This window comes from Stenotrophomonas sp. SORGH_AS_0321 (assembly GCF_031453215.1).
GTDB lineage: Bacteria > Pseudomonadota > Gammaproteobacteria > Xanthomonadales > Xanthomonadaceae > Stenotrophomonas > Stenotrophomonas chelatiphaga.
Genome location: NZ_JAVIZG010000001.1, coordinates 1,086,388 through 1,107,697, shown reverse-complemented (window position 1 = coordinate 1,107,697; position 21,310 = coordinate 1,086,388). Strand labels below are relative to the sequence as shown.

At 67.5% G+C, this 21,310-nt stretch carries 19 protein-coding genes; 6 read left to right on the top strand and 13 right to left on the bottom strand.

Annotated features, from left to right (window positions below):
* Nucleotides 1–19: 19 nt before the first annotated feature.
* Nucleotides 20–1,261, bottom strand: a complete 1,242-nt coding sequence (locus tag QE373_RS04740; RefSeq protein WP_309684109.1) for an MFS transporter — start codon at nucleotides 1,259–1,261, stop codon at nucleotides 20–22.
* A gap of 249 nt (nucleotides 1,262–1,510) precedes the next feature.
* Here QE373_RS04740 and QE373_RS04735 point away from each other — a divergent pair, with 249 nt between their 5' ends.
* Nucleotides 1,511–2,413 (top strand): TIGR03571 family LLM class oxidoreductase, encoded by a 903-nt coding sequence (locus QE373_RS04735; protein WP_309684108.1) that lies wholly within the window; start codon nucleotides 1,511–1,513, stop codon nucleotides 2,411–2,413.
* Here the strand turns inward: QE373_RS04735 and QE373_RS04730 are convergent.
* Nucleotides 2,379–3,518 (bottom strand): metallophosphoesterase, encoded by a 1,140-nt coding sequence (locus QE373_RS04730; RefSeq protein WP_309684107.1) that lies wholly within the window; start codon nucleotides 3,516–3,518, stop codon nucleotides 2,379–2,381. The genes QE373_RS04735 and QE373_RS04730 overlap by 35 nt on opposite strands.
* Before the next feature lie 373 nt (nucleotides 3,519–3,891).
* Between QE373_RS04730 and QE373_RS04725 the strand changes: the two genes are divergently transcribed.
* Together QE373_RS04725 and QE373_RS04720 are read left to right on the top strand one after the other, a co-directional pair.
* Nucleotides 3,892–4,554 carry an SDR family oxidoreductase gene (locus QE373_RS04725; protein ID WP_309684106.1) on the top strand — a complete coding sequence of 221 codons (663 nt, stop codon included), beginning with the start codon at nucleotides 3,892–3,894 and terminating at the stop codon, nucleotides 4,552–4,554.
* Between the two features lie 32 nt (nucleotides 4,555–4,586).
* Entirely contained in the window at nucleotides 4,587–5,429 is an 843-nt protein-coding gene (locus QE373_RS04720; RefSeq protein ID WP_309684103.1) for an isocitrate lyase/phosphoenolpyruvate mutase family protein, read from the top strand.
* A 97-nt stretch (nucleotides 5,430–5,526) separates the two neighbouring features.
* On the opposite strand, the gene QE373_RS04715 is transcribed toward QE373_RS04720, so the two are convergent.
* From QE373_RS04715 to QE373_RS04670, 10 genes are all read right to left on the bottom strand, one after another.
* A complete protein-coding gene (locus tag QE373_RS04715) occupies nucleotides 5,527–6,228 on the bottom strand; it encodes an MOSC domain-containing protein (RefSeq protein WP_309684101.1) in 702 nt (233 codons plus the stop codon).
* Complete coding sequence (locus tag QE373_RS04710) at nucleotides 6,225–6,932, bottom strand: FadR/GntR family transcriptional regulator (protein ID WP_309684099.1); 708 nt, start codon at nucleotides 6,930–6,932, stop codon at nucleotides 6,225–6,227. Before QE373_RS04710 ends, QE373_RS04715 begins: the two co-directional genes overlap by 4 nt.
* A gap of 85 nt (nucleotides 6,933–7,017) precedes the next feature.
* Entirely contained in the window at nucleotides 7,018–8,865 is a 1,848-nt protein-coding gene (locus QE373_RS04705) for an NPCBM/NEW2 domain-containing protein (protein WP_309684097.1), read from the bottom strand.
* Nucleotides 8,866–8,876: 11 nt separating this feature from the next.
* A complete protein-coding gene (locus tag QE373_RS04700) occupies nucleotides 8,877–10,439 on the bottom strand; it encodes a sodium/sugar symporter (RefSeq protein WP_309684095.1) in 1,563 nt (520 codons plus the stop codon).
* 83 nt (nucleotides 10,440–10,522) lie between these two features.
* Nucleotides 10,523–11,401: a 2-dehydro-3-deoxygalactonokinase gene (locus tag QE373_RS04695; RefSeq protein ID WP_309684093.1), complete on the bottom strand. Its 879-nt coding sequence runs from the start codon at nucleotides 11,399–11,401 to the stop codon at nucleotides 10,523–10,525.
* On the bottom strand, nucleotides 11,398–12,315 hold the full coding sequence (locus tag QE373_RS04690; RefSeq protein WP_309684090.1) for an SMP-30/gluconolactonase/LRE family protein: 918 nt from the start codon (nucleotides 12,313–12,315) through the stop codon (nucleotides 11,398–11,400). Before QE373_RS04690 ends, QE373_RS04695 begins: the two co-directional genes overlap by 4 nt.
* A gap of 2 nt (nucleotides 12,316–12,317) precedes the next feature.
* A complete protein-coding gene (gene dgoD / locus QE373_RS04685) occupies nucleotides 12,318–13,466 on the bottom strand; it encodes a galactonate dehydratase (RefSeq protein WP_057509055.1) in 1,149 nt (382 codons plus the stop codon).
* Nucleotides 13,463–14,077 (bottom strand): 2-dehydro-3-deoxy-6-phosphogalactonate aldolase, encoded by a 615-nt coding sequence (locus QE373_RS04680; protein WP_309684088.1) that lies wholly within the window; start codon nucleotides 14,075–14,077, stop codon nucleotides 13,463–13,465. Before QE373_RS04680 ends, dgoD begins: the two co-directional genes overlap by 4 nt.
* Before the next feature lie 7 nt (nucleotides 14,078–14,084).
* Nucleotides 14,085–14,852, bottom strand: coding sequence for an SDR family oxidoreductase (locus QE373_RS04675; RefSeq protein ID WP_309684086.1), 768 nt, complete (start codon nucleotides 14,850–14,852; stop codon nucleotides 14,085–14,087).
* Nucleotides 14,849–15,850 (bottom strand): aldose epimerase family protein, encoded by a 1,002-nt coding sequence (locus QE373_RS04670; RefSeq protein ID WP_309684084.1) that lies wholly within the window; start codon nucleotides 15,848–15,850, stop codon nucleotides 14,849–14,851. The genes QE373_RS04675 and QE373_RS04670 overlap by 4 nt, the downstream gene beginning before the upstream one ends.
* Nucleotides 15,851–16,304: 454 nt before the next feature.
* Between QE373_RS04670 and QE373_RS04665 the strand changes: the two genes are divergently transcribed.
* Nucleotides 16,305–17,840 (top strand): M4 family metallopeptidase, encoded by a 1,536-nt coding sequence (locus QE373_RS04665; RefSeq protein WP_309684082.1) that lies wholly within the window; start codon nucleotides 16,305–16,307, stop codon nucleotides 17,838–17,840.
* Between the two features lie 69 nt (nucleotides 17,841–17,909).
* On the opposite strand, the gene QE373_RS04660 is transcribed toward QE373_RS04665, so the two are convergent.
* Nucleotides 17,910–18,917 carry a LacI family DNA-binding transcriptional regulator gene (locus QE373_RS04660; protein ID WP_309684080.1) on the bottom strand — a complete coding sequence of 336 codons (1,008 nt, stop codon included), beginning with the start codon at nucleotides 18,915–18,917 and terminating at the stop codon, nucleotides 17,910–17,912.
* A 93-nt stretch (nucleotides 18,918–19,010) separates the two neighbouring features.
* Between QE373_RS04660 and QE373_RS04655 the strand changes: the two genes are divergently transcribed.
* Together QE373_RS04655 and QE373_RS04650 are read left to right on the top strand one after the other, a co-directional pair.
* Nucleotides 19,011–20,063 (top strand): sugar phosphate isomerase/epimerase family protein, encoded by a 1,053-nt coding sequence (locus QE373_RS04655; protein WP_309684078.1) that lies wholly within the window; start codon nucleotides 19,011–19,013, stop codon nucleotides 20,061–20,063.
* A 27-nt stretch (nucleotides 20,064–20,090) separates the two neighbouring features.
* Nucleotides 20,091–21,308 (top strand): nucleoside permease, encoded by a 1,218-nt coding sequence (locus QE373_RS04650; RefSeq protein ID WP_309684076.1) that lies wholly within the window; start codon nucleotides 20,091–20,093, stop codon nucleotides 21,306–21,308.
* Nucleotides 21,309–21,310: the final 2 nt, after the last annotated feature.

Here is a 21,310-nt window from a genome sequence, read left to right as displayed (position 1 = left end):
GTCACGGCCGGCCGCTGCGCTACCGGAGCGGGCGGGTTTCCGGCAGGCGCCACAACACCGGCAGCACCAGCACCGCGACGATGGCGATCATCGCCCCGGGCGCGGCATTCCACCCGCTGCGCTCGACCCACCATTGGGCCAACCACGGCGTGGCACCACCGAATACCGCCGTGGCCATGGTCACCCCCAGCGCCAGCCCACTCAGCCGGCCTTCGCCGGGGAACTGTTCGGCCGTGGCCGAAGCCGCCACCGCACTGATGCCGCCAGCCACGCAGGCCAGCACCACCGCAGCACCGATCACGCCCATCGTCGATGCCTGCGCCATCCACCCGAACATCGACAGCGGCAGCAGCGCTGACAGCAGGGTCAGCCCCAGCAGCAGGGGGCGCCGACCAAACCGGTCCGACAGCAGCCCGAACAGCGGCGTGGCCAGGATCACCGCCACCGCGGCGATGGTCGACAGCCACAACGCTTCGCCCTCCCCGCGCCCATTGGCGTGCAGGAAGGCCGGCACATAGGTGATGCCTACGTAATAGGTGATCGAACCGAGTGCGGAGATCGCGAAGGTGCGTGCCACCGCGCCGGGATGGCTGCGCAGGATCTGCCGTATGGGCGCACTGGGCACGCTGCCCTCGCGCTGCTGGCGTTCGAATTCGGGCGATTCGTGCATGCCCGAACGCGCCAGCAGGATGAGCAGCGCCAGTGCGGCGCCGACGAAGAACGGGATGCGCCAGCCCCATGTATCCAGCGCAGGGGCCGGCAGCAGCGCCACGGTCAGCGCGGACAGCGCAACCGCCAGCAGCGCACCCACTTCACTGGCTGCCGAGGCCAGCGAGGTCACCAGCCCGCGTCGTCGTGGCGGCGCGCTTTCCAGCAGGTAGGCCACTACCCCGGTGTATTCGCCACCGACCGAAAACGCCATCACGCAGCGCAGTGCCAGCAGCAGCACACCGGCACTGGCACCGATCTGCGCATAGGTGGGCAACAAGGCCGTGGCCAGCATCGCCGCCGCCATCAACGCCATCGAGGCCAGCAGCATCCAGCGCCGCCCCAGCCGGTCGCCGAGATGGCCGAAACACAGCGCACCCAAGGGACGCATCAGATAGGACACCGCGAACCCGGCGAGGGTGGCCAGCAGGGCGGTCTCGCCGCCGCCGAAAAACACCCGTGACAGCACGGTGGCGAAGTACAGGTAGAGCGTGAAGTCGTACCACTCCACTACGGTGGAAAGCGCCGCGACCCACATTGAACGGCGATGCATCGTACCAACCGCGCTTCCTGCCCGATGCTGCATCCGCCCGCCTCCGCTCCAGAAGCGGCCACCCTAGCGCAGCGCAGGTGAAGAACAGACCGTGTACGCCACTGGGCTGCAGTATTCCAACGGGCGTGGCGCCTGCTGCACGGCATTGCGGCTAGGCTGCAGGGCTTGCCGGAAGGACGCATGCCCGTGCCCCGATACAAAGCCGCTTACGACACCCTTTTCATTCCTGGAGGCGTCACGCTCGGGCTCATGACGCCCGTCGGCAGCGACGCCGGCGCCCAACCCGACACCCCCCGGGCGGCCGCGCTGGCACGCTTGGCCGAAGCACAGGGTTTCGCCGCGCTGTGGGCGCGCGATGTCCCGTTGATGGTGCCGCAGCGCTCACCTGCGGACACGGCCGCGCCGCAGGCCAGCGCCGTCGATGATCCCTTCGTCTGGCTCACCCTGCTCGCCGCCGCCACCTCGCGCATCGCCATCGGACTGGCCGCGGCGGTGCTGCCACTGCGCCACCCGCTGCACATCGCCAAGGCCGCCCTGAGCCTGGACCGCGTCTCGAATGGGCGCTTCGTGCTGGGGCTGGGTTCGGGCGACCGGCCCGAAGAGTTCGCCGCCTTCGGTGCCGTGCTTGAGCAGCGCGCGCAGGTGTTCCGCGAGCGCTGGCCGTTGCTGCGCGCGGCGCTGTCGCCGGATGCACAGGAGCGTGCGCTGATGCTGCAGCAGGTCGGCTATCCGGTACTGCCCGCGCCTGCCGCACGGATCCCGATGCTGGTCGTGGGATCGGCCCGGCAGTCCCTGCAGTGGATCGCCGAACATGCCGATGGCTGGGCCACCTACCATCGCGAAGAAGCCACGCAGGAAGGCCGGATCGGACTGTGGCAGCACGCCCTGCGGCAGAAGCTCGGCAGTGCAACCAAGCCCTTCGTACAGTCCGCGCAGCTGCAGCTGCTGGAAGATCCTGCAGCGCCGGCCACCCCGCTGGAACTGGGCCTGCGTGGCGGCAGCGCTGCCGTTCGGGACTACCTGCAGCGCATGCATGCTCTCGGCGTGGACCACGTGATGTTCAACCTCAGTGGCGGGCGGCCCGCCGAAGAGGTCATCGAACAGATCGGCGCGGAGATCATTCCCGCGCTGTCGGCGCCGCCTTCAGGGTGATCAGGGTGATCTCCGAAGGCACGCCGATGCGCGCGGCAAAGCCCGGCCACAGGCCCGCGCCGTTGCTCACGTACAGGGTCATGTCGCCCACCTGGTAGCGGCCGGATACATAACCGCCGTTGGCCCGCTTCACCAGCTGGTCCATGCCGACGATGTGGCCGCCGTGGGTGTGGCCGGACAACTGCAGCTTCACCCCACGCGCCGCATTGGCCTGTGCTTCGCGCGGGCGATGGTCGAGCAGGATCACCGGCGCCTGCGGGTCGGCCCCCTGCAGCGCGGCGGCCAGGTCCGGCTGCGGCAGGTCATAGCGCGCGGCCACCGGGTCGGTGACCCCGGCGATGGTCAACGCCGCATCACCACGGCGCACTTCGGTATGGGTGTTTTCCAGCACCTGCATGCCCAGGCCGCGGAAGGCCTGCATCCATTGCGTGTATTGGGCGTAATACTCGTGGTTGCCGGTGATGGCGATGACCCCGTCCGGTGCCTGCAGGCCACCCAGCGGCTGGAAATCATCCGCACGGGCAGTGACCGTGCCATCGATCAGGTCACCGGTGATCACCACCAGGTCCGGCTTCAGCGCGTTGCTTTCGGCCACGACCTTGCGCACCCAGTCGCCGGTCAGCAGGCGGCTGGCATGGATATCGGTCAGCTGCAGCATGCGGTAGCCATCGAACGCGGGCGGCAGGCCGGCGATCTCCACGTCGATGCTGCGCGGCTTGGGTACGGCCATGCCCTGGCTGACCCCGAAGATGCCCAGCGCCAGCGCAGTGATTCCAGCCGTGGGCCGCAGCCAGCGCGCGCGCAACGCCGCGGTTGCGCTGGCCGAGCGCAGCAGGCGTGCAAGCAGCAGGGCGGCATCCAGCAGCAGCAGGAACAGCGCCCCCAGCAGCAGGGAGGTAAAGCCCGTGGCGAGCACGGCGATGGCCATTTTCGGGATTTCAGGCGAGGCCATGGTGCCGGTGAACTGGGCCACGATGCGGTGATGCAGGGCCATGGCGAAGACCAGCACGGCCAGGACAAGACGCACGGGCAGTGGCAGGCGCAGCGGCCAGACCAGGCGCAGCACGATGTACAGCGCGAGAACGGAAGCGATGACACTCAGCACGATGGGGGTTCCAGGGGGAGCAGTGGGGACGATAGCCGTGCATCGTGACTGATTTCGTATCCGGGGTTCCAGTGCGGAAAGCAGTGTTCCGCTGCGAACGGCTGGGCCCCTCGCGGGCGGCGTTTGACGTGGGTGCTGGGGTGGTCCGGGCGGGTGGGGTTGGCAGGACACGCCGCAAGTACGTCCGTGTAGGCTGCATCGCCGCATCCATGCGGCTCAGCGTCCTGCCAACCCCACCCGCCCGGCCCATGACAGGTTCACTGCGCCGGCCGCGGTTGGGAAAAAAGAAAAGAAGAGCTGCGCGCGGCCGCTACATGGTGGCAACGTTGGGTGGGGCATGGTGGGGGTTCATTTCCTGTCTGGAGTGCTCGGTATGAGCCAGGTCTTTGTTGTGGGTGCGGCTGGCAAGGTCGGGCGGCACCTGGTGCGGCAGTTGGCGGAGCGCGGCCACCGCGTGCGGGCCCTGCATCGCAAGGCGGAACAGGCCGATGCACTGCGGTCCGATGGCGCGCTGCCGGTGTCCGGGGACCTGCAGCAGTTGGATGCGGCGGGCCTGGCCGAACTGCTGGCCGGGAGTGACGTCGTGGTGTTTTCGGCCGGCGCCGGCGGCAAGGGCGGCGTGGAGACCACGCGTGCCATCGATGGGCGCGGACTGCAGGTCGCGGTGGATGCGGCGCGGCGTGCCGGCGTGCAGCGCTTCCTGCTGGTCTCTGCGTTCCCGGAAGCCGGACGCGGCACCTCGGTATCGGACACCTTCGAGGTCTACATGGAGGTCAAGAAGCAGGCCGATGTGTACCTGGCCGGGTCCGGGCTGGAGTGGGTGATCCTGCGGCCGGGCACCTTGTCCGATGCCGAAGGCAGCGGGCTTGTAACGGCCGGTCCGGCCATCGCCTACGGCGAGGTGCCGCGTGCCGACGTGGCCGCTACCCTGGTGGCCCTGGTCGAGCGCCCCACCATTGCGCGGGCGATCATCGAACTGACCGCGGGCAGCACGCCGGTAGGCGAGGCACTGCACTATCTTGCTTCGCAAGCCTGACACTCCCTCCACCGCCCACCGGGATTTCCCGCATGCCCACGCCCGATATCGGCGAACGCCGCCGACAGTTCCGCGCCCTGCACCAGCACGGCTGCTTCGCACTTCCCAACCCCTGGGATGTCGGCAGCGCGCGTTACCTGCAGAGCGCAGGCTTCAAGGCCCTGGCCTCGACCAGTTCCGGCCATGCCTGGAGCCAGGGCAAGGCCGATGGCGGTGAGGGCCTGGAGCAGGTACTGGCGCATCTGCGCGACATGGTCGATGCCACTTCGCTGCCGCTGAACGCGGATTTCGGTGATGGCTTCGGCGCGACGCCGGCCGATGTCGAACGTGCCGTCCTGCGCGCGATCGACACCGGCGTGGCCGGGCTGTCCATCGAAGATGCCGGGCCGGATGCGTTCCAGCCGCTGCGGCCCCTGGATGAAGCATTGGACCGGCTGCGTGCCGCGCGCGCGGCGATCGACCGTTCGGGTGCAGACGTGATGCTGATCGGTCGTGCCGAGAATTTCTTCGTCGGCCAACCCGACATCGACGACACCCTGCTGCGCCTGCGCGCCTATGCCGATGCGGGCGCGGACTGCCTGTATGCACCGGGCATCGTGCAGCGTACGCACATCGAGGCGGTGGTGGCCGCCGTGGCACCCAAGCCGGTGAACCTGCTGGTCGGTGGACCCAGCGCGTTCACCCTGCAGGACATCGCGGCGATGGGCGTGCGGCGGGTCAGCCTGGGCGGTGCATTGGCACGCGCGGCCTGGGGCGGTTTCATGCAGGCCACGCAGTTGCTGCAGGAACAGGGAAGCTTCGCCGGACTGCAGGGCGCAACGCCGGGCGCCACGTTGAATGCCTTGTTCGATCCGCCCCTCCACCGCGATGCCTGATGCAGGCCGCCGGCATGGCGATGCCGGTCGTCCTGACCGTCACCCTCCGGGCCGTCGCGAGCGACGTTGGCAGCGCCTCCTGCCGCTGCCTTCGCCGCTACGGGTTATCCGGTCCCTGCAACCGAGACTGCCAGGATTCCACTTCGTTGCGCTGCAGTCGGTTGGACAGCAGCTTCTTCCACGATTCGGTCAGCGGCAATCGGCTGGCTTCCTCCAGCACGCTGCGCTCCAGCGTCCGGTCGAACAGCACATGGCCCAGCCGGCGCAACGGCCAGTCCGGGCACACCCGCTCCACCACCGTCATCGCATCGCCCGGAGCCACCTGCCCGCCTTCCAGCACGCGGTAGTACCAGCCGGTGCGACCGCTGGACTGCATGCTGCGTGCCACGTCCGGCAGCCCGAAGCGGTCGTTGAGCTTCCAGCAGGGCTGGCGGCCCTGTGATACCTGCAGGATGGCCGTGCCGACCCGGATCACGTCGGCCAGGTGGATCGTATCTTCGGTCCAGCCGGTGCTGGAAAAGTTTTCGCCGAAGGCCCCACTCCCCGCCAGCAGCGGATGCGGATGTCCTTCGCGCCAGAAGGGATAGTGGTCGAAGGGATAGTGATGGATCGCTTTTTCCGGCCCCCCGTGCACGCGGCGATCGCCCTGCTCATCGCCTTCGATGCCTTCGGCATGGATGCGCACGGCCTGGCTGACTGGCGATTTGGCGATCGCGCTGCAGCTTCCAGGCCGCGTGTACGGTACTGCGCGTCCGGTATGGATCGCGTCCAGGGTCACCTCGGGCGGTATCGTGCTCATCGCGGTGCGGGCGCCTCGCTGCGCAGGTTGCTGCGGGAATCGGCAATCATCTCCAGCATCGCCTGCCGGGCCTGTTCGGGCTGCTGCGCGGCGATGGCTTCATGCACGCGCGCATGTCGTGGCAGCGAATACTTGAAGTCCGCATCGGCCTTGCGCGCGGACAGCAACAGGTAACTACCCAACGCGGTTTCGATCACGCTGAACAGCGGGCGCAGCAGTGCATTGCCGGTCGCGTCCAGCACGGCATGGTGGAAGCGCAGGTCCGCTGCCGCCCAGGCCTCCATGTCTTCGGACGCCGCCATCGCGGCGTACGCCTGGCCGATACGCGCCAACTGGGCATCGGTTCGCCGCTGCGCGGCCAACGCGGCTGCCGGCGGCTCGATCAGTTCGCGCATCTCCGCCAGTTGCTCGACGAACGCAAGCGTGGGCAACGCCGCGCCGTGCCAGGACAGTACGTCCGGATCCAGCAGGTTCCAGTGTTCGGACTCCCGCACCCGCGTGCCGATCTTCTGGCGGGTTTCGATCAGCCCCTTGGACCCCAGCACACGCAGTGATTCGCGCAGCGCGGTGCGGCTGACCTGCAGCTGCACCGCCAGCCGTTCTTCGCGCGGCAGTATTTCCCCGGGCTTGTACTGGCCAGCCACGATCAGCTTGCCCAGCTCATGCACGATCTGCCCATGCAGGCTACGACTGGACGTCGCCATCATGTCCGGACCTGGTCGGGGGCGCGTGGTTGTTGCATGCCGCCAGTATAGACCGGCCCTGCGCATGCCCCCGGCGGGCCTGCGGTCATTGCAGGCCCGCGCCGGCCCAGGCCACCACCGGAGCGGGGCCGCCTGCTGCCGTACTGGCCGCCTCGGCCACCAGTTCCAGCACCTGCACACCGTCCAGCCCGACCGCGATCCGCACCGGTGCCTGGCCGCGCCCGACTGGCGCGCTGGTGAACAACGGCTTGCCGTCTCCGTAGACCTTGAACACCACCTTGGACGAAGCGGCGGCGGCACTGTCATCCACGCCCGCAAGCGCGGTGAAGCGCTTGAAATCGCGCGCTGCCAGCACTTCAAGACGGGAGTTGGCGTGGATGCCGATCCCCCGCGCGTAGGACGTGCCGGCGATGCGCAGCGGCTCGCCCTGCGGCGTGCGGTCCACCCGCGGCGTGCCCGATACCTCGGCCGGCCGGGCGCTGTAACCGGGCAGGCCATCCACCGCCACATGGATGCGGCCGGTGATCTCGCCCAGTGAAATGCCGTCGCGCGTATCCGGCGTCCCGCTGACCTTCAGCAGCACCGCGCCGTGGGCTGGCAGGGTGAATCCCAGACCGCCTTCGGTGGCAGAGATGTCGCGCTGTTCCCACAGGTCGCGGGCATGCAGGGGCGCTGCATCGCTGAGCAGCATCTGCGCAGCGCTCACCCGTGCCTGCACCGTTGCCTCGCCCCGGTTGAACAGCAGCACGCCGCGTTCGCCGCGGGTGGACAACGGCTTGACCAGCACCTGCACGGGCCCGTCGCTGGCCACGATGCGCCCCTGGTTGCCGGCCGGATCCTGGTTCAGCGCGATCACCTCCGGATTGGACAGCAGCGCCACCTGTGCGGGGGTGGCATGGTTCACATCGAAGCCCACCAGCAGCGGCGCTGCCAGGATGGCCCACATCGAAAAGTGAGTGCGTGCTTCGGTCATGTGGTCGGCACCGAACTCGCCCAGCCCCACCGCCAGCATGTCCGGATCATTCCAGCGCCCCGGACCGGCATACAGTTCCCGGCGCGATGCGGTGTCGAAGTTGTGCAGCATGCTCTCCCAGGTCATTTCGATGTCCGCGCTGGTGCGCCACAGGTTGCCGTGGCGGCCGCCCCAGTTGCCCACGCCGGCTTCGCCCCATGGACAGATCGACAGCACGAAGTCGTTGTCCGGATTGAGCTGTGCCAGCAGCCTGCCGACCCGCGCGTATGCACCTTCGACCTTGTCCGCGTCGGTGCCCTGGGCGTCGCCACGCACGATCAACGGCCGCCCTTCGCGGTAGGTCGCGCTCGCCAGCGCCTTGCTGCCCTGCCCGAAATCGGCCAGCCCGCAGGCGTCGACCTTGATGTAGTCGAACCCCCATTCCCCGAACATCGTGGCCAGGTCACTGGCCTCGAAGCCTTCCAGGCCGATCTCGCGCTGCGCGGTCGTGCCCACCGGCAGGTTGGGGCTGTGCGCATCATGCGCCTGCGAGCACGCGTTGCGCCCCACGTCGGTGTACAGCCCGGCCTTGAAGCCCATCGCATGCAGGTGGTCGGTCCACGGCCGCAGGCTGGGTGGCCCGCTGCGGCTGGCCGCCATCGGGAACATGCTCGTGCGGATCTGGATGCCGCCGTCGGCACGACGCTGCAGCCACCAGCCATCGTCGATGTTGATGTAACGGTAGCCGGCCTGCTGCATGCCGTTGCGCTTGATGGTTTCGGCCACCGACAGGATCTTGTCCTGGGTGACTTCGGTACGGAACGCATTCCACGGGTTCCAGCCCATCGGCGGCGTCGCCGCGGCACCATGTCCGTACACGCTGAAGCGTGCGCTGGGCTGCAGATCCTGGCGGGACTCGGCGGCCATGCCGGACAACGGAACCAACGCCAATGCGACGGCAAGCAGGGTCGTGCGGGTCATGCTTTCTCTCCTCACCAGAACAGGGTGTACAGGGCGATCAGGATCGCGACGACCGCAATGGCCCCCACGTTGAAGGACGGGCGTGTTGCATACACCACGTCATCGGTGCGCACCACGTCCTTGGCCGGCGCAGCGGGCGTGGCCAGGGACACACCCACCGCCAGCAGCAGCGCCAGCAGGAACACCAGTCCGACCCGATCAATGAACGGCAAGGACGGCCAGGCCAGCTTCAGCACCACCGACAGCACGAACGAACCCACCGCCGCGGCCAGTGCACCGGCTTCGTTGGCGCGCTTCCAGAACAGGCCCAGCAGGAAGATCACCACGATGCCGGGAGTGAAGAAGCCGGTGTATTCCTGGATGTACTGGAACGCCTGGTCGAAGCTGCCCAGCAACGGCTTGGCGGCCAGGATGCCCAGCACCACCGTCACCGCCGCGGCGATGCGGCCCACGCGCACCAGCGTGGCCTCGTCATGCGGTCCTTTGCGCTGGGCGTAGAAATCCAGGGTGAAGATGGTCGCCACTGAATTGATCTTCGAAGCGAGCGACGCCACGATCGCCGCCACCAGCGCGGCGAATACCAGGCCGAGGATGCCGGTGGGCAGCAGCCGCATCATGGTCGGATAGGCCTGGTCCGGCGCGTCCAGGCCCGGTGCCAGCATCACCGCGGCGATGCCCGGCACCACCACGATGACCGGCATCAGCAGCTTCAGGAAGGCAGCGAACAGCACGCCCTTCTGCGCCTCGCCGATGTCCTTGGCCGCCAGCGCGCGCTGGATGATGTACTGGTTGAAGCCCCAGTAACTGAGGTTCATGATCCACAGCCCACCCACCAGCACGCTGATGCCCGGCAGGTCCTTGTAGAACGGGTTGTCCTTGCTGAGGATCATTTCGAAGTGGCCCGGATGCGCCTCCCACAGACGCTGCACGCCGGCCACGATGCCGGCGCCCTCGCCCAGCTGGCTGAGCGTCAGACCGGTCACCAGCAGCCCGCCCAGCACCAGCAGCGACACCTGCACGATGTCGGTCAGCGCCACCGCCTTCAGGCCGCCGTACAACTGGTACAGCAGCGCGAACACGCCGATCAGCACCACCGCCAGCATCTGGTCCATGCCGGTGACCTGGCTGACCGCGATCGCACCCAGCCACAGGATGGAGGTGACGTTGACGAACACATACAGGCCCAGCCAGAACACCGCCATCAGCGTGCGGATGCGGCTGCCGTAACGCTGCTCCAGGAACTGCGGCATGGTGTAGATGCCGTTGCGCAGGAACACCGGCAGGAACCACTTGCCGACGATCAACAGGGTCAGCGCGGCCATCCACTCGTAGGAGGCGATCGCCAGGCCGATTGCATAGCCCGAACCGGACATGCCGATGATCTGTTCGGCGGAGATGTTGGCGGCAATCAGCGAGGCGCCGACCGCCCACCACGGCAGCGACTTGCTGGCCAGGAAGTAGTCCTTGGCGTCCTTGGCGTGGCCGGCTTTCTCACGCGAAACCCACTGCGCCAACACGAATACGCTGGCCAGGTAGACCAGTACGATGGAGGTATCGAGCACCGAAAGTTGCATGTCCTGCTTCCTTGAGACGAGTGCGGTGGCGTGCCACCGGCGTTCGGAGATGAAACAAGTAACCCCTTGCCTTGCGCCTGCGCTTACATCGGCAGCTCACGTGCCCGTGCGAGCAGATACAGGCCGCGGGCCACGGCATCTTCGGCATGCCGCGTCGCCGTCCGGCCCACCAGCGCCAACGCGGACAGGTAGGCGTCGGCCAGGCCCTCTGCCGCGATCACGTGCACCGGTGCGCTGTGCGCATCGAGGTCCTGCAGTTCAGTGCCGATCAGCAGGCCGGACAGGTAGCTGGCCAGCTGCGCCGGCTGCAACTGGTCGAACAGCCCGCGGGTGCGCACGCCGAACAGCTGATGCAGCAGGCTGCGGTCGCGCGCGGCCATCGCCACGCCCTCGGCGAAGGCCGCCGCATCCAGTGGCGCATCGACCATCATCCGGCCCAGCAGGCTGTGCTGGCGCAGCACCGCGAACAGCTCGCCGGTCATGAAGGTGCTGAACCGTTCGATGCGTCCATCCACCACGCGTGCATGCTTGCTATGCGTACCCGGCAACAGCACGGCGTGACGGCCCGGCCCCAGCACCGGCAGCAGGGCACACAACTGGGTCTCCTCGCCGCGCATCACATCCGGTATCCCGTGCACGTCCATGCAGCTCAGTCCAGGTACCAGCCAGAGTTCGCGCGGGACGGCCGCCGATTGCAGCCTGCACATGCCCGCTGCGATCTCCTGCACCCCTGCCGGCGCCTGCACGTACGGCACTTCCATCCAGCCCTGGCGGCTGCCGACCATGCCGGTCATCACCACCAGCGCATCGTCCCAGCCCTCGATCAGCGTCTCCAGCACCTCGGCAAAACGGCCATCGGCGTTCAACAGCCCCTGGTCGGAGCGCCGGCTGTCCACGCGGTGTCCGTCACGGTCCAGGCGGAACGCGCGCAGGCTGGAGCTGCCCCAGTCGATGGCGATCATGCGTCCGTGAACCGCAGGTCGGGCAGGCCACGCGCACCCTCGAGCGAAACCCGGAAGACCCCGCCGCTGGTCGGCTGGTCCTGCAGCATCGCCACATCCAGCCCATCGCGGGCGGAAGTGACATACAAGGTGCCGAGACCATCGCCGGCAAACGCCACGCAGGTAGGTTGCAGGGCCGGCACCGGCAGGATCCGATCGACCTCGCCAGCGGCGGAGTAGCGCACCACCCTGCCCGCTCCCCACTGCGCGCCCCACACCCGCCCGTCGGCATCCACGACGGCCCCATCCGGCTCGGCTCCGCCGTCGATCACCGCGAATACGCGCGGATCGCTGACCGTCGCCGTGGCGGCGTCGTAGCCGGCGTGCATGATCCTTCCCTGCAGCGAATCGCAGTAGTACAGGCCCTGGCCATCAGGATCGAAACAGATGCCGTTGGCGATGGCCACCGGTTCAAGCGCCAGCGCGCGCAGCCCCTGTGCGATGGAGTACTGATGGAACCGCGCGGTGCGCGCACGCGCTGGATCTTCGTTGATGCAGCCGAACACGAAGTTGCCGTTCCGGTCCAGGCGACCGTCATTGATGCGCAGCGCGGCGCCGTCCATCGGCACCTCGCACACCTGCTCGCAGTTCAACCCTGCGCCGGGTTCGTCGCGCGAGGGATCGGCGAAATACAGCGCTTTTTCCATGCCCAGCAGCAACCGACCCGATTCGCACAGCGCCAGCGATCCCACCCGTCCCGGCGTGCTCCACCACTGCGCGCTGCCGGTATCCGGGTTGCCGCGCCAGATCCGTCGCCCGTTGATGTCGGTCCACCACAGCACGCGCTCGCGCGCACACCAGGTGATGCTTTCGCCCAGCGTGCAACGGCTGTCAAACGCCAATGCGGCCGTCGGCAGGATACCGTCCCCGCGCATGCTCACCATTCGGCCACGCTCCCGTCTTCGTGCCGCCACAAGGGATTGCGCCAATCACCGGCACGGCGTGCGCGTTCGACCACCACCTCCTCGTCGATCTCCACGCCCAGTCCCGGCTGGGTGAAGGGCAGCATCGAACCGTTGTGCAGGGTGAAGGCGTCCTTGTTCCTGACGTAGTCCAGCAGCTCGCCATCGGCGTTGTAATGGATGCCGATGCTCTGCTCCTGCAGTACCGCGTTCCAGCTGGCGAAGTCCACGTGCAGGCAGGCCGCCAGCGCCACCGGGCCGAGCGGGCAATGCGGTGCCAGCGCCACGTCGTGGGCCTCGGCCATCGCAGCGATCTTCATGCATTCGGTGATGCCGCCGGCATGCGAAAGATCCGGTTGCACGATCGACAGGCCACCTGCAGCGAACACGCTCTTGAACTCGGTGCGCGAGAACATCCGCTCACCGGCCGCCAGCGGAATGGCGGTCTGTTCGGCCAGGCGCGGGTAATACTCGGCCTGTTCGGCCAGCACCGGTTCTTCGATGAACAACGGGCGGTAAGGTTCCAGTTCGCGGATCAGGGTCTTGGCCATCGGCCAGCCCACGCGTCCGTGGAAATCCAAGCCGAATTCGATGCTCTGGCCGAACGCTTCGCGTATTTCGGCCACCTTGGCCACGGCCGCGTCGATGGTGCGGCTGGGCGCCAGCAGCGGCATCTCTTCGCAGGCGTTGAGCTTGAAGGTGTCATAGCCCAGCGCCACGCGTGCACGGATCTGTTCGATGATGTCGGCCGGGCGGTCGCCGCCCACCCAGCAATAAGTCTTCATGCGGTCGCGCACCAGCCCACCCAGCAGCTGGTACACCGGCACGCCCAGCGCCTTGCCCTTGATGTCCCACAGCGCCTGGTCGATGCCGGCCAGTGCGCTCATGAACACCGCGCCGCCGCGATAGAAGCCCCCGCGGTACATCACCTGCCAGTGGTCGTTGATGCGCGCCGGATCCTTGCCGACCAGCTGCTCGCCCAGTTCGTGCACGGCCGCTTCCACGGTGCGCGCACGGCCTTCGATGACCGGCTCGCCCCAGCCGACCACGCCTTCGTCGGTCTCGATCTTCAGGAACATCCAGCGCGGCGCCACGCGATAGGTACTCAGGCGGGTGATCTTCATGCGTTGGTCCTCCGCAGGGCAGCAACGAAGGCGTCCGCATGCTGGGCCGTGGCAGCTGCATCCTGGCCGGCGCGGTACAGCTCCCCGCCCAGTCCGGCACCGGCGCAACCGGCCTGCAGGTACTCGGCCAGGTTGCCGGGGCCGATGCCGCCCACTGCATACAGCGGCACATCGGCCGGCAGCACGGCCTTCAGCGCACGCACATAGCCCGGGCCGAACTGCGAGGCCGGGAACAGCTTCAGGCGCTGCGCACCGGCGGCCACCGCAGCGAAGGCCTCGCTGGCGGTGGCAAACCCGGCTGCGATATCCAGTCCACGCGAACGCGCATGCCCGATCACCACCGGGTTCGTGTTCGGCGTCACCATCAGCCGCGCGCCAGTGTCCGCCAGGCGGTCCACGTCGGCGATGTCCAGCACGGTGCCGGCGCCGACCTCGGCGTGCCCGTCGGCCTCCTGCAGGGCCAGCTGCACGCTGCCCAGCCAGTCCGGCGAGTTGGTCGGTATTTCAATCTGGCTGATGCCGGCATCGATCAGCACGCGCACGTGCGCACGGACCTCGTCCGGGGTGATGCCGCGCAGGATCGCGATCAGCGGGAGCGGGGAAGGGGTCATGGTTGGCTCAGTAGTAAAGTTGGCTGCGGCCGCCATCGATCAGGATGTCGGCGGCATTGATGAAGCGGGCTTCGTCACTGGCCAGGAACAGCGCGGTCTGGGCGACTTCCGACGCTTCGCCGATGCGTTTCGGCGGCAGCAGCGCTTCCTGTTCCCGGCGTGCCTGCGCGGGGTCGGGCTGCGATTCGAACCAGCGTTCGATGCGGTCCACCAGGATCAGCCCGGGCGAGATGGAGTTGAAGCGAAGGCCCTTGTCGGCGTACTCCAAGCCGAGCGCCTTGGTCAGGCCGATCAACGCGTGCTTGGCCACGTTGTACGGGAAGGCGCCCTGGATGATGCGATGGCCGTGCACCGAGGCGATGTTGACCACCGATCCCCTGCCCTGCCGCAGCATGCACGGCAACACCGCGCGGGCGAAGTTCCAATGGCCGCCAAGGTTGACGTCCAGGTTGCGCTGCCAGGTCTGCGAAGACAGCTCCAGCGGTGCGGAAAACACATCCATGCCGGCATTGCTGACCAGCACGTCAACCTGGCCGTAGGCTGACACCACGCGTTCCACGAAGGCCGCCACGGCATCGGCATCGCTGACATCGCCCTGCTGGAACAGCGCACAAACCGCGTCATCGGCGCCGGGCGCGGTCTGGTCGTAGCCGGCCACGATGGCACCGTGCGACTGGAACAGTCCGGCGATGGCACGGCCGATGCCGCTGGCCGCACCGGTGACGATGGCTACCTTGCCAGCCAGCCGCTGGGCGGGCTCGATCACTGCATTCATGGGGTGTCCTTGCTGAAGCGATAACAGATGCGGTTGCGGTAGACCGCACCGGGCTGCAACGTGATGTCCGGGAAGCCGGGCTGGTTCATTGCATCAGGAAAGGCCTGCGGTTCAATGCAGATGGCCGCGCGCGCGTGGTACGGCCTGCCCGATGCACCCTGCAGGCTGCCATCGAGGAAGTTCCCCGAATACACCTGCACGCCCGCCTGGTCGCTCGACACGTCCAGCACGCGGCCGGAATGCGGATCATGCAGGCGCGCCGCCGCGCGAATGCCGGCGCCTGCCGGGGTATCAAGAATCCAGTAGTGATCCAGGCCCCCGGCGACCTGCAGCTGCGCATCGCCCCTGACTGACAGCGCGTCGCCGATCACGCGCGCGCGGCGGAAGTCGAACGCGCTGTCGGCAACGTCGCGCACCTGCCCTGTAGGGAGCAGCGCAGCATCGAGCGCCACCGTGCGCGACGCAGGCAGCGCCAGAAGATGCGCGTCCACCGCGCCGGCTCCTTCGCCCGCCAGGTTCCAGAACGGATGGTGGGTCAGGTTGACCACCGTGGGGCGGTCGCAGGTGGCGGCGTAGTGCACGTGCAGGGTGTCGGTGTCATCCAGCCGATAGTCCACGGTGACCGTCAGCGCGCCCGGGAAGCCCTGGTCGCCATGCGGGCTGACCAGCTGCAGCCGCGCCCGGTCACGGCGCACGCCCAGCCACTGCCAGTCCCGTGCATCGAATCCGTCGGGCCCGCCATGGTGGGTGGTGAGGCCATCGACCGAATCAAGCCGGTGATGCTGGCCGCCGAGCATGAAGCCGGCCGTGCTGATGCGCCCGGCCACCCTTCCGATGCTGGCACCGAGAAACGCCCGACCCGATGTCCGCTGGCGCTGCGAGGCATGGCCCAGCACCACGTCTGCGAGCTGCCCATCACGATCCGGCACCCACATGCCCGCCAGGGCGGCGCCGCGCTGCGCGATCTCTGCCCGTAGCCCTTGGGCGTTTGCCAGCATCACCATGCAATCCACGCTCCACGCCAGGAAACTCCAGAGACACCACCATTCCACAGGTTCAAATGCGGTGCGACGCGGCCATCGGCCTGGACGGCAATTAATCAAATAATACTACAATTGAAAAGTTGCACTGCAGCATGCAGGTCGTCCTGCGTGCCTGGCTGTCATCCACTCCCCCCCTCCAGCCCCGGCAAGTTTCCCGGCAATGCGGCGCCAAGGGTCAGACACTCAAGTGCACGAGGGTAAGGGAAGGCGAGGATCACGCCAGGATTTCAAGCCATTTCCCCCCTGGCACCCTGCTGGCCCGTGCTGCTCCCTTACAGACCATCGCATCCGGCGCCGTTGCGGCGCCGCTCGTCCCGAAACACGGTGTCCTCGTCGGCGGTATCTCCCGGAAACACGCTCTTCCCGCAGGGCTACCGCTCCGGCATCCATCCAGCGAGGAGCGCCACCCATGATCCACCTGCCATCCCGCAGCATGCTGTCCCTCACTCTGCTTTCCGCCGCGATGCTCGCCGTACCCGCGGCGGCGGCCGAGCGCATTCCCCTGCATCGACTCGACCTCACCGCACCCCCGGCGTTGGCCCGCGGCAGCGCTGCCGCCCCGGGTCTGCCGTCGATGCTCGGGCTGGATGCCGGTTCCAGCCTGCAGCTGCTGTCCAGCCACACCGACCGCAACGGCGTGCAGCACCAACGCTTCGAACAGTTGCACCAGGGCGTACCGGTGTTCGGTGAACATGTGGTGGTCGCCACCGCTGCCACGGGCCAGGTGCGCAGCCTGTTCGGCACGGCGGTTGCCTCGCTGCAGGCCGATCTTCCAGATGTGACACCCCGCATCGACGGTGCGCGGGCTGCGGCCATCGCCAAGGCCAGTGCCCCTGGGATGCGCGCCGGCGGCATGCAGATACAGAACCAGAACCAGCGCCTGATGATCCACCTCGATGCGCACGCCGTGGCACGGCTGGCATGGGTGGTGGATTTCCTGGCCGAGGGCGAAGACCAGCCAGCCACCCGCCCTTTCACCATCGTCGATGCGATGGACGGCAAGGTCCTTGCACAGTGGGAGGGCCTGGCCACGGCGAAGAACGGCATCGGCCCGGGCGGCAACGAGAAGATCGGACAGATCGAATACGGCGCCACCGCGCCCTACCTCGACATCACCGCTGATGGCGAAACCTGCAGCCTGGAAAACGACAACGTCCGCACCATCGACATGAACCACAAGGTGTTCGGAGTCACTGCGCCGCACCGCTTCACCTGCCCGCAGAACACGGTAAAGCAGATCAACGGCGCCTACTCCCCACTCAACGATGCGCACTCGGCGGGCACCACCGTGTTCGACATGTACCGCGACTGGCTGGACACCGCGCCGCTGCGCTTCCAACTGAAGCTTCAGGTCCATTACGCACGCAATTATGAGAATGCGACATGGAACGGGCGCGTCATGTCCTTCGGTGATGGGCTGTCCATGTTTTATCCGCTCGTTGCACTGGACGTGGTCAGCCATGAGGTATCCCATGGCTTCACCGAGCAGAACTCGGGACTGATCTACAACACCCTGCATTCCGGCGGCATGAACGAGGCCTTCTCGGACATGGCTGGCGAAGCCGCCGAGTATTACCTGAAAGGCAGCAACAACTTCCTGGTGGGTGCCGAGATCATCAAGCGTGACGGCGCCCTTCGTTACTTCGAGGACCCCACGCGCGACGGCAGGTCGATCGGGCACGCGCGCGATTTCTACCCCGGCCTGAACAATCATTACTCGTCCGGCGTCTACAACAGGGCCTTCTACCTGCTGTCCCATCGCGAGGGCTGGGATACCCGGATGGCGTTCATTGCGATGGCGACCGCCAACCGGAACTACTGGACACCGAGCAGCACGTTTGAAAGCGGCGCCTGCGGCGTCATCAAAGCCGCGTTGGACCTGGATTACCCGATAGAGGACGTGGTGATCGCATTCGATGAAGTCGGCGTGCGATGCGATGCCTGAGCATCCCGTGGCGTGATGCCAGCAACGAAACCCGGCGGGTATCGCGCCTGCCGGGCTGTCGCCGCGCCGTCATCCCTGGCGGGGCCCGGCCGTCGATCCGCGCAGCATCAGGCTGAACGCCAGCGTCTGCTGAAGCGGGACGTCCCGACCTTCGATGATGGCCAGCAGCAGGTTGACCGCGCAGGCGCCGATGTCCCGCATCGGTTGCCGGATGGTCGTCAACGCCGGCGTCAGGTAACGGGACGACGCGAGATCGTCGAAGCCGACGATGGACAGGTCATCCGGTACGCGGATACCCCGATCCCGGCAGGCCGCCAGCGCGCCCAGCGCCATCTGGTCGCTGAAGCAGAAGATCGCCGTCGGCGCAGGCGTGCGGGCCAACTGCGCCAGCACCGCCGCATGGCCGGATTCCACGGAGAAATCCCCCGGCACGACGCGCAGGCTGCGCAGGCGGCCGTGCGCCTTGCCGGCGGCCCGGGCGCCTTCCAGCCGTTGCTGGTGAAGTGGGTTGTCAGTCGGCCCGCCGACCACCGCGATCCGCTCGTGACCCAGGCCATACAGATGCTCCATCACCGCGCGCGCGGCGGCCACGTTGTCGATGTGGACGCTGGGAATGCCCAGCGCGGGATCGAACTCACAGCCATTGACCACCGGCGCGGTGGGACCCGACTGCTCGACGATCGCGCGCGCGGTCGGGGGCAGGCGATGGCCCAGCACGATCAGTCCATCGGCCTCGTTGCGCCGGAGCATCTGCGCGTAGCGTTCTTCGCGTTCGGGTTGATGCTGGGTATCGCCCAGCAGCACGGCGTAGCCGACCGCCTGCGCCGCAGCCTCCGCACCCTGCAGGATCTGCGCGAAGAACGGATTGGCGATGTCAGGCACGGTGACCAGGATCTTGCCGCTGCGCTGGGTCTTCAGCGTCCGGGCCACCGTGTTGGGGACATAGCCCAGCGCGGCGGCGGCCTGCTCGATGCGGCTGCGCGTGGCCGGCAGCACTTTGTCCGGGCGGGAAAGCGCGCGCGACACCGTTCCGGCGGAGACGCCGACGTGTTTTGCGATGTCGTAGATGGTGGCCATGGTCGGTTCTGGTTGCCGCTGTGCAGTGCACAACAGGTTTCGTGGGACGTGCTGCTAGGGTAATGCAATCGATTGCATCCAGAGTAACCCCGCTTGAAGACACTCAAGGGTCCCGCGCTGTTCCTGGCGCAGTTCATCGGAGACACCGCTCCTTTTGACCGGCTGGACACGCTGGCCGGCTGGGCTGCGGGGCTGGGCTATTCCGGCGTACAGGTACCGACCGGCGCGCCGCACCTGTTCGACCTGGCCGAGGCCGCGCGCAGCCAGGCGTACTGCGATGACATCGCCGGCATGCTCGGCGCACACGGTGTGCAGATCACCGAACTGTCGACCCACCTGCAGGGCCAGCTGGTCGCCGTGCATCCCGCCTACGACAGCCTGTTCGACGGCTTCGCACCGCCGGACAAACGTGGCGATCCGGCCGCCCGCCAGGCCTGGGCGGTGGAGCAGCTGCTGCTGGCCGCCAAGGCCAGCCAGCGCCTCGGGCTGACCGCGCATGCCACGTTCTCCGGCGCGCTGGCCTGGCCGTACTTCTATCCCTGGCCGCAGCGCCCACCCGGGCTGGTGGACGAAGCCTTCGCCGAACTTGGCCGACGCTGGCGCCCCATCCTGGATGCCTTCGATGCCTGCGGGGTGGACCTGTGTTTTGAAATCCACCCGGGCGAAGACCTGCATGACGGCGCGACCTTCGAGCGCTTCCTGGACGTGGTTGACCACCACCGGCGCGCGAAAATCCTGTACGACCCCAGCCACCTGCTGCTGCAGCAGATCGACTACCTCGGCTTCATCGACCGTTACCACGATCGCATCGGCATCTTCCACGTCAAGGACGCGGAGTATCGGCCCAGCGCGCGCAGTGGCGTATATGGCGGCTACCAAGACTGGATCGACCGTCCGGGACGTTTCCGTTCGCTCGGCGACGGCCAGATCGACTTCAAGGCGATCTTCTCGAAGTTCGCCCAGTACGATTTCCCGGGCTGGGCGGTGCTGGAGTGGGAGTGCTGCCTGAAGCACCCGGAAGATGGCGCACGCGAAGGCGCTGCCATCATCGCCGACCACATCATCCGCGTGACCGAACGGGCCTTCGACGACTTCGCCGACAGCGGCGCGGACACGCAGTCACTGCATCGCATGCTGGGGATCTGAGCCATCACCGCCCTGGGAGGGGTAGCCATGACGTACGCCATGTCGCGCTTGGGCGCGATGATGTTCCTGCAGTTCTTCATCTGGGGCGCCTGGTTCGTGACCCTGGGCACGTACCTGGTGCAGGGCCCGCTGCAGGCCAGCGCCAGCCAGGTGGCGACGGCCTTCCTCAGCCAGTCCATCGGCGCCATCGTGGCACCGTTCCTGGTCGGCCTGGTCGCCGACCGCTACTTCGCCGCGCAGCGCATCCTCGCGGTGCTGCACCTGGCCGGCGCGGTGCTGATGTGGATGGCCTCCACGGCGACCGACTTCGGCACGTTCTCCGCCTGCGTCATGGGCTACATGCTGCTGTTCATGCCGACCCTGGCGCTGGCCAACAGCGTGGCGATGCGGCACATGCAATCGCCTGAAAAACAGTTCCCGCTGGTGCGTGTCGCCGGCAGCGTCGGCTGGATCGTGGCGGGCGTGCTGATCGGCTGGTTGGGCTGGGAACAAGCGCATCGGCTCGAGCTGACCTTCCAGATGGCGTCGATCGCCTCGCTGGCACTGGGCCTGTATGCCTTCACCCTGCCGCACACGCCGCCGCTGGCCCGCCAGCGCGATGCCGGCATGGGACAGATCCTGGGGCTGGATTCGCTGCGGCTGCTGAAATCACGCTCTTACCTGGTGTTTTTCCTGGCCTCCATCGCCATCTGCATTCCGCTGGCGTTCTACTACAACTTCACCAACCCGTACCTCAATGACCTGGGCGTGCGCGGTGCGGCGGGCCTGCAGTCGCTGGGCCAGGTGTCCGAAGTGCTGCTGATGCTGGCCATGCCGTTCCTGTTCGTGCGGCTGGGGGTCAAGACGATGCTGGCCGTCGGCATGGCGGCCTGGGTGCTGCGCTATGTCATGTTCGCCTTCGGCGACGCAGGCGGCGGCTTCTCGCTGCTGGTGATCGGCATCGTGCTGCATGGCATCTGCTACGACTTCTTCTTCGTCACCGGCCAGATCTACACCGATGCGCATGCCGGCCCCGCCGCGCGCAGCAGCGCGCAGGGGTTCATCACCCTGGCCACGTACGGCGTGGGCATGTTGATCGGCACGTTCCTGTCCGGCGCGGTGGTGGAGCACTACACCACCGCCGCCGGTCCGGACTGGCAGAAGATCTGGCTGTTCCCGGCAGGCGTCGCGCTGGTCGTGCTGATCGCCTTCCTGCTGCTGTTCCGCGACCGGCCGGTCATCGCGGCCGCGCCTTCCACGCCCTGAGG